We start from the raw sequence: 8,017 nt of genomic DNA, 5'->3' as shown, positions 1-8,017 counted from the left end.
CGGCATACGGTCAGCTCAGAAAATGCTTGCCAAACAGCACGCGATTAGACGACCCCATCACCCAGACCCGGTCATGAGCCGGGCCCCTGCGTGATCCCGAAAGTTGCCAGGCAGCTTTGACGGGCTGAGCGTCAAATTCCGTGATCAATGCGCCGCGAATTAGCACGCCCATCGACAGACAGCCCCAGTCGGCGTCTCCCAAAATCAATTATACCATTTTTGCATGCTATCTCACAAAATACGTATTTGCGGTTAGGCTTAGTTTTCGACAACCTGAGATTGGGCAATGTTCGGGTGCTGCCAAGGGGTGTTGCGACCACAATCAAAGGAAACGGGGCATGTTGGAATCTGGTCTCGAAGTGCGTGCGAGAGTGTCTGACGCGGTTTCACTTCTAGCTCTTTTGACGGCCGTGACGGCTCCGGCAGCGGCGCTGGCGCAGGATCAGTCCGACCCCGACGACGAGCAAGCAAAAAAGGCCGAGCAGACGATCATTGTCACCGGTACCCGACGGGAAGGGGTGACCTATCTTGAGTCCGCGCGTCCGGTCGACATCATTTCTGCTGATGTCCTCAACCGGCAGGGAGCATCAAACTTGAATGATGCCCTGCGTGTCGCAGTGCCGTCGCTCAACGTCCAGCAATTCGTGGCGCAGGATGGATCTGCCTTTGTCCGTCCATTCAGCCTGCGCGGTCTGCCGCCAGACCAGACGCTGGTCCTGCTCAACAACAAGCGCCGCCATCGTTCGGCACTGGTGCAGATCACCAATCAGCCGCTCGCGGCAGGTGCGCAAGGATCCGACCTTTCGAGCATTCCCACGATCGCGATCAAGAGCATCGAAGTTCTGCGTGACGGCGCGGCAGCGCAATATGGTTCGGATGCTATCGCGGGCGTGATCAACTTCCAGCTCAAGGACAACTCCGACGGGCTATCGATGACAGCGCGATATGGCCAGTTTTATGAGGGCGACGGCGAGGATGTGACGCTCGCGGCCAATGCTGGTTTTCCCGTTGCTGACGGGTTCATCAACCTGAGTGGCGAATATGTCCGGTCAAAGCCGACATCTCGCGGCGCCCAGCGTCCGGATGCGCAGGCTCTGATCAATGCCGGCAATACTGCCGTGCCGGTACCCGCCCAACGTTGGGGCAACGTGAACACTGAAGCTGCACGTTTCCTGCTGAATGCCGAGGTGCCCGCCTCTGATAATGCCACGGTCTATCTGTTCGGCAACTATGCGTGGAGCGCCGGCAATACCGAGTTCTTCTACCGTAATCCGGTGACACGGACAGACATCTTTCGCAGTGTTCCATTGACCACCACGCCGGGCGGAGCAAGGTTCAGTTTCACCTCGCAATTTCCGGGTGGCTTCACGCCAATCTTCGGAACTGACATCGAAGATCTTAGTATCGCGGGAGGGTTGCGCGGCGACTTCGGCGATCTGCGATATGACCTGGCCGCGATCGTCGCACAGAACCGGGTCCGTTATGAGCTTGCGAACACTGTGAACCCGTCTCTTGGGCCACAGTCGCCGACCAGATTCAATGCCGGGAAGGTGACTCAGCGCGAGACGCAGTTCCATGCCGATTTCGTCTATCCATTCGAAATCGGTCTGGCAGACCCGCTAAACGTGGCCTTCGGTGCTGAGTATCGGCGCGAGGCGTTTGAGATCACCGCTGGCGAAGTTGCTTCTTGGCAGGCTGGTCCTTTTGCCCGTGTGCTCGATCCCGACAATGGCAACCTACCGGTCGGTCTGGCGGTGGGCTCGTCAGGCTTCCCAGGGTATGCGCCTTCCTCAGCTGGCACGTGGTCGCGATCAAATTTGGCTGCATATCTCGATGTGGAAGGCGACCTGACCGAGGCGCTTAATTTGGGCATCGCCGGGCGGTTTGAGGATTTCTCGGATTTTGGCAGCACCTTTAATTGGAAGGTGTCAGGGCGCTACGATCTCACCGACTGGATGGCAGTCCGTGCATCTTACAGCACTGGTTTCAGGGCACCAACCCCTGGGCAATCAAATATTTCGGATGTTGCCACCAATATCGATCTCGTGACCGGTGGACTCCTCTTGACCACCACTCGTCCGCCGAATGATCCGGTCGCACAATTCTACGGCGCACAACCCCTAGATCGAGAGAAGTCGAAGAATATCGCGGCAGGCCTGGTATTCGATATCCCGGGCGGATGGGTTTTTACGGCCGACTATTTCAACATCAAGGTCGATGACCGCATCGCGCTAACCTCGCGCATCCCGATCACCGCAGCCGATCGTCTGGCCATGGGAGCACAGGGCATCGATCCCGGCGATGTACAGACAGTCAGGTTCTTCGGCAACTTCTTCGATTCCCGCACTGAAGGTGTCGATTTTGTCTTCTCCAAAGACTGGCGACTGGGAGTTGGTACGCGCCTGGGGATCAACGCTTCGCTTAACTACACCAAGAACGAAGTGACCAATGTTCGAGACGCAAGAGCGGTTGATCGCGAACGCAGGATCGAGATCAACAGTTTCAATCCGAACTGGCGCGGCAGCATTACTAGCACGCTTGAAACAGGCGCATTCTCCGGGTTGCTGCGTGCGAGCTATTTTGGCAATTGGACCGACGCCGTTTCGAACGCCGTTCCAACTCCCAACGCGTTCGATCAAACCTTTGGCGCCGAAGTGCTCATAGACCTCGAGATCGGGTACGACGTAAATGATCGTATCAATCTTGCGATCGGCGCCAACAACCTGCTCGATGCTTATCCGGATCGTGATCAACGCATCGGACAGCGGAACAACGGAATAATCTATCCGCAGTTCTCTCCTTTCGGGTTCAGTGGCGGCTTCTGGTACGTGCGCGCGAACGTCAATTTCTGAGCCAATGTCGCAATCGTGATGCCAACGCTTGCATTTGGGCAGCGTCGGCCCCGCTCACTTGGAGGAACACGGTGACAGGCTCGATTGAACAGCGCCTAGCCGAAAGAGGAATCAAGATACCGAGCGTCGCCCCGGCGGCTGCTAATTACCTACCCTTCACACGCAGGGGTGCACTGATTACGACTTCCGGCCAGTTGTCGCGGACGGATTATGGCCTGATCACTGGCACACTTGGAAATGGGACATCGATTGGCCGAGGTGTTGCAGCAGCCCAGCAATGCGCCGTTGCGATATTCGCAGGTCTCAACGAAGCGATCAAAGGCGATCTGGATTGACTGGAGGGCTGCGTGCAATTGTGCGGGCTCGTCCAGTCTGCTCCCGGGTTCACCGAGCACTCGACGGTCATCAATGGCGCTTCGGACCTGATTGCGACCGTGCTGGGCGAAAGCGGGCGCCACGCACGCGCGGCAGTGGGCGTTTCCAGTCTGCCGTTTGGTGTGGTTGTCGAAGTGAGTGCGCAATGCATGCTGCGCGGCTAAGATCCGCCCGGAATGCCCCCGAAACGCGTTTCGCACGCGCGCTGAAGGTAGTTGCGTTCAACCATCAGCGTAGCCAGAAGATCTTCCAGCAATCGCGATTTGCCGCGATGCGGCGGCAGGATCATCAGCGCGCGAAAGGCAATCGCTGGCTCGAAAGGCCGCGCAATGAGCCCTTGGGCCTCGAACTGGCTCGCCACGAACGAAACGGCGTTGGTGAGGCCAACGCCCGCGCCCTCTGCTACCAGTTGACAGACCGAAGCACCGAACTGTGTTTCGACCACAACCTTGGGTTGCGCCCCCACCTGACGCAGCGACGCGTCGAGCTGCCTGCGCGCCGTATCATCTGGTGAAAGAGAAACAAGCGCCACGCCGTCCAGGTCGATCGGCTTGATAGTTTCGAGCTTGGCCAGAGGGTGGCCGCTCGGCATGACGCAGATGCCCCTCGTCGTAAGAAATGGCTCGGCGACGACATTGGTCGTGTCAATCTCATCGGCGCACAAGCCGATGTCATAAGTCCCGCTTGCAACGAGATTTCGAACCATGCTCGAATTGGCGATCTCGAAGGTTACAGTCACGCCCGGGTGTCGTTCGATGAAAAGGCTGATCACACGCGGAATAAGCGACAGGCCCAGCGCTGCCGACGAGGCGATCCGGAGAGATCCGGTGCCGACTGACCGGATCCGCGCGACCGCTTGCTTCAGGCGATCGAGCCCGACGTAGGTATCGACGATCTCCTGGTAGAAGATTTCAGCTTCCGCTGTTGGGAGCAGACGTGGACCCTGTCGTTCGAACAGCTTGAGCCGGGTCACATCCTCGAGCCGCTTCAAAGAACGGCTGATGGCGGGCTGGGACACCCCGAGGAGCTCGGCCCCGCGCGTTGTGGACCCGGTCCGCATGACCGCATTGAAGGCTTCGATCAGACTGAGGTTCATGGTTCCATTATAACAAATCCGCATAATGAAACGCAATACAGGGATTTGAATTGAGCAAAGCGAGCGCATAGCGTGCTGCGCAAGGAGAGAGGCATGAATGACGAGACGAAGTGCCTGAAAGTGGCTGTGCCTGAAGGTAAATTCACGAGTCTGTCGGTGCCCGTCCACCGAGCATCGACGATCGTATTCGACAATGTCGCCGCCTACCAAGCGCGCAGATCACAGCTGTATGATGGATACTCCTACGGTTTGTACGGAACACCGACCAGTCGGGCGCTTGAGAAAACTCTCGCCACTATCGAGGGCGGCGATCGCGCGATGGTGGTGTCCTCGGGCTTTGCGGCGATCACGCTTGTCACGCTTGCGATGTCGCAATCTGGCAATCGCGTGCTTTTTCCTGACAATGTCTATGAAACGGTTCGTCCATTCGCCGACATCCTGCTTTACCGCTACGGCGTGACGCCAGTCTATTACGATCCCCTGATCGGAGCACGCATTGCGGAACTGTTGGACAAGGACATATCGCTGGTGTGGCTGGAATCGCCAGGTTCGATGACCCTGGAAATCCAAGACATTCCGGCGATCACCGCAGCATGCAGACACCATGGCATCCCGACGGCGGCCGACAACACGTATGCCACTCCCCTACGTTGCAAGCCGCTCGATCTGGGTGTCGACATCTCAGTCTGTGCAGTTTCGAAATACATATCGGGCCACTCCGACCTGGTGATGGGATCAATCGCCCTGCGCGACGCGGCCCAGTTCCGTCTGCTCAAGGATCATGCTCGCATGCTGGGCCAAGGGGTATCTGCTGACGAAGCCAGCCTTGCTTTGCGGGGACTTGAAACGTTGGCGGTGCGACTGGAACGGATTGAACGCACCACACTAACGCTGCTGGATTTTGTGACCGATCAGCCAGGCGTGCGCGAAGTTCGACATCCGGCTCTGACACATAACCCGGGGCATGCAGAGTGGCTGCGAGACTTTTCCGGCTCAACCGGCCTGCTCACGCTGTTCCTCGAACCTTGGACTAGGCCGCTGCTAGCCAAGGCCATCGAGGCCATGGATCAGTTTGCTATCGGCGCCAGCTGGGGCGGAACCAAAAGCGTTGTCGCTGTGCTTGATGCTCTGCCCCCCCGGACAATTACGCAGGTTTCACACGATGGTCCTCTGGTTCGATTCAGCATCGGTCTGGAGCACTCTGATGATCTGATTGAAAGCCTGACCAAAGGCTTCGCCATACTTGCTGCAGCACAACCAGCTCCTTCCATCACCAATTGATCAAGAATGAACAATTGTCGCGAAATCTCTGAAGCTCTTCACGATTCGGACCCTACTTAGCGAAAGATTTCTCGCCAGTCGGTCATGTAGGGGCGAGCCGAGGAGAATTCTAAGGCAATAGCAAAGAACAGCTGAAACAATAGCATGGGTAGCCATTGAGTATCCGGCTTCTTCCGGCCTATGTAAAAGTTTGTGAGGCGACGATTTTGAGCGGGTCAATTCGCCTGTGCGGTGAAAGCTCAGTGTCGTCGGACGATGATCTTATCATGACAACAAAACTCTACGGTCACGGAGGCTCCGTGCCGAGCCAGGAACAAATATCATGAACCAACCGCCCACATCGGAATCGCTGTTGCGCCGCGAGATCGGTCGGATTGGTGTGGCAACTATCGCCATGAATGGGGTGATCGGATCGGGGATCTTCGCGCTACCGGCAATCGCAATCGCCCAGTCCGGTTATTTCAGCCCTTGGATTTTCTTGTTATGCGGCGTTCTCATTATCTCTGTGGCTCTGAGTTTAGCTCGCGCCGCTAGTTTTTTCGACATTACAGGTGGCCCAATTGTTTATACCACTTATGCATTTGGCCGGTTTGTGGGGTTTCAGACGGGCCTTCTAATTTACGTGAGCCGTGTCGCGGCTATCGCGGCAAGCGCGACGCTCATCGTTAGCTATTCGTCGGCACTTTGGAGTCCGCTGGAGAGCGGATTGCCGAGGATGATTGCAGTTGCAGCCTTTATTTTTCTTGCAACGCTAGTTAACGTTGCGGGCGTGCGGGCAGGAATGCTTGCTTTGTATATGATCAGCACACTCAAGCTGCTCCCATTGCTCTTGTTAATGATTGTCGGTTTGCCGGAAATTGAATGGAGCCGCATCGTAAGTGCAGAAGTCGTGGAGCCGAAAACGCTTGGCGAGACCATGCTGATCTTGATGTACGCGTTCATAGGGTTCGAGTTCAGTCTGATAAATGCTGGTGAGACGAAGGACGCGCGCCAGGCGATTCCGCGCACGCTTGTCGCAACCGTTTCGACAATCGCTGTGTGCTATGCGTTTATCCAGATGGTCGCTGTATCGGTTGGCCCCGACTTAGGCCCGAGCGAGACTCCTCTGATCGATCTCGCCGGCAGGTTGATGGGACCAACTGGTGCTGCGATCCTGGCTGCCGGGGTGGTATTTTCGGTCGGAGGAGGTACCCTCACGTCTTTCGTAACAGCCCCTCGACTGACGTTTGCCCTATCGCGCGATGGAAGTCTGCCGGCGTGGTTCGGCGAGGTGAGCGAGCAAACGGGAGCTCCGGTCAACTCGATTACATTCTGCGGCATCTTATGTTTCGCGCTAGCGGTAGGGCAGGGTTTTGTCTGGCTGGTGACGCTCAGCACCTTCGTACGTCTGCTGGTGTATGTCCTGTGCATCGCATCTCTACGCCGGATCGAGAGAACGATTCCAGCTCAACCCGACCAGTTTCAATTGTCCGGTGGCCTGGCCATTCCTGCTGTCGGCCTTGCCCTTACGCTCTGGCTTATCAGCCATTCTACGCTTGAAAATTTCTCTATTGCAGGGCTCGTTGTGGGAGTCGGAACAGTCATCTTCTGGCTATCGACTTGGCGCCGTCGCAAGCCCACGGATCGGTCTTGACACAACTCAACTTGAACTTGGCCTTGAGGACCAGGCGGATGGCTCTGACGTAACTACATGATCATACCCCAAGAGCGATGAAAATGTCCCGCTTAAGCACCGCCACCTTTCGGGTTACCTTGAATGCGGCCGAATGCCGGGAGGGTCTTACAGCTAAGGAACGGCTGTGATTTAGCCAGGACGCACCATTCAGTGTTACTTTCAAAGCAAGGTCGGATCGCTTGAACAAGTGAGCCCAGTTTAGCACTGGTCCCTTGTTGCTTGATTGCAACGATCATTCCGCACAATGTCAAACGACGTCGGGAGCGATCTTGTTGTAGTGAGCGCCTTGTGCGAGCGATGCACGCGCTGTGAGAAGATCTAACCAAAAAAGTTGCGTGACGGGAGAGAGGCAAATGAAGATGGGTGCTACAAATCGTTCGACCTACATCAGCCAGTTGCTGGTAGGGACCGCAGCCATTTTGATCGCAAATCCCGCTCTGGCGCAAGATGCTGCGACTGACGATGTTCAAGTTGATGAGGGAAATGTCATCATCGTCACCGCGACCAAGCGCGACACGACAATCCAGGACGTGCCCTTCTCGATCAACGCGCAGACGCAGGAAGACATCCAGCGTTCGGGCGCGGTGACGCTAGAGGATTTGTCGCGCAATGTCGCGGGTCTCACCATCCAGAACCTGGGGCCGGGCCAGAGCCAGGTCTCGGTGCGCGGCATCTCCGCCGGCCAGGTCGTGCGCGACCAGCCCGGCGTGAAGGAGCAGGTCGGCGTCTATCTCGACG

General features: G+C 56.9%; 6 protein-coding genes. 5 read left to right on the top strand and 1 reads right to left on the bottom strand.

Annotated features, from left to right (window positions below; translation table 11 throughout):
• Positions 1-338: 338 nt before the first annotated feature.
• Both AX692_RS17235 and AX692_RS20835 read left to right on the top strand, forming a co-directional pair.
• On the top strand, positions 339-2,852 hold the full coding sequence (locus tag AX692_RS17235) for a TonB-dependent receptor plug domain-containing protein (RefSeq protein WP_081095424.1): 2,514 nt from the start codon (positions 339-341) through the stop codon (positions 2,850-2,852).
• Positions 2,853-3,205: 353 nt separating this feature from the next.
• Positions 3,206-3,391: a RidA family protein gene (locus tag AX692_RS20835; RefSeq protein WP_066045704.1), complete on the top strand. Its 186-nt coding sequence runs from the start codon at positions 3,206-3,208 to the stop codon at positions 3,389-3,391.
• Here AX692_RS20835 and AX692_RS17225 read toward each other — a convergent pair.
• A complete protein-coding gene (locus tag AX692_RS17225) occupies positions 3,388-4,323 on the bottom strand; it encodes a LysR substrate-binding domain-containing protein (protein WP_066045702.1) in 936 nt (311 codons plus the stop codon). The two genes, AX692_RS20835 and AX692_RS17225, sit on opposite strands and share 4 nt — an antisense overlap.
• Before the next feature lie 93 nt (positions 4,324-4,416).
• Here AX692_RS17225 and AX692_RS17220 point away from each other — a divergent pair, with 93 nt between their 5' ends.
• The 3 genes from AX692_RS17220 to AX692_RS17210 all read left to right on the top strand — a co-directional run.
• Entirely contained in the window at positions 4,417-5,604 is a 1,188-nt protein-coding gene (locus AX692_RS17220) for a trans-sulfuration enzyme family protein (RefSeq protein ID WP_066045741.1), read from the top strand.
• Between the two features lie 322 nt (positions 5,605-5,926).
• A complete protein-coding gene (locus tag AX692_RS19300; protein ID WP_066271226.1) occupies positions 5,927-7,237 on the top strand; it encodes an APC family permease in 1,311 nt (436 codons plus the stop codon).
• Positions 7,238-7,638: 401 nt separating this feature from the next.
• Positions 7,639-8,017: TonB-dependent receptor plug domain-containing protein (locus AX692_RS17210; protein WP_155644939.1), on the top strand; the 379-nt coding region annotated here is incomplete at its 3' end.

This window comes from Erythrobacter donghaensis, assembly GCF_001557325.1.
Classification (GTDB): Bacteria; Pseudomonadota; Alphaproteobacteria; order Sphingomonadales; family Sphingomonadaceae; genus Erythrobacter; species Erythrobacter donghaensis_B.
Note: the sequence above shows the minus strand (reverse complement) of the source record. Positions and strands in the feature narration are given on the sequence as shown.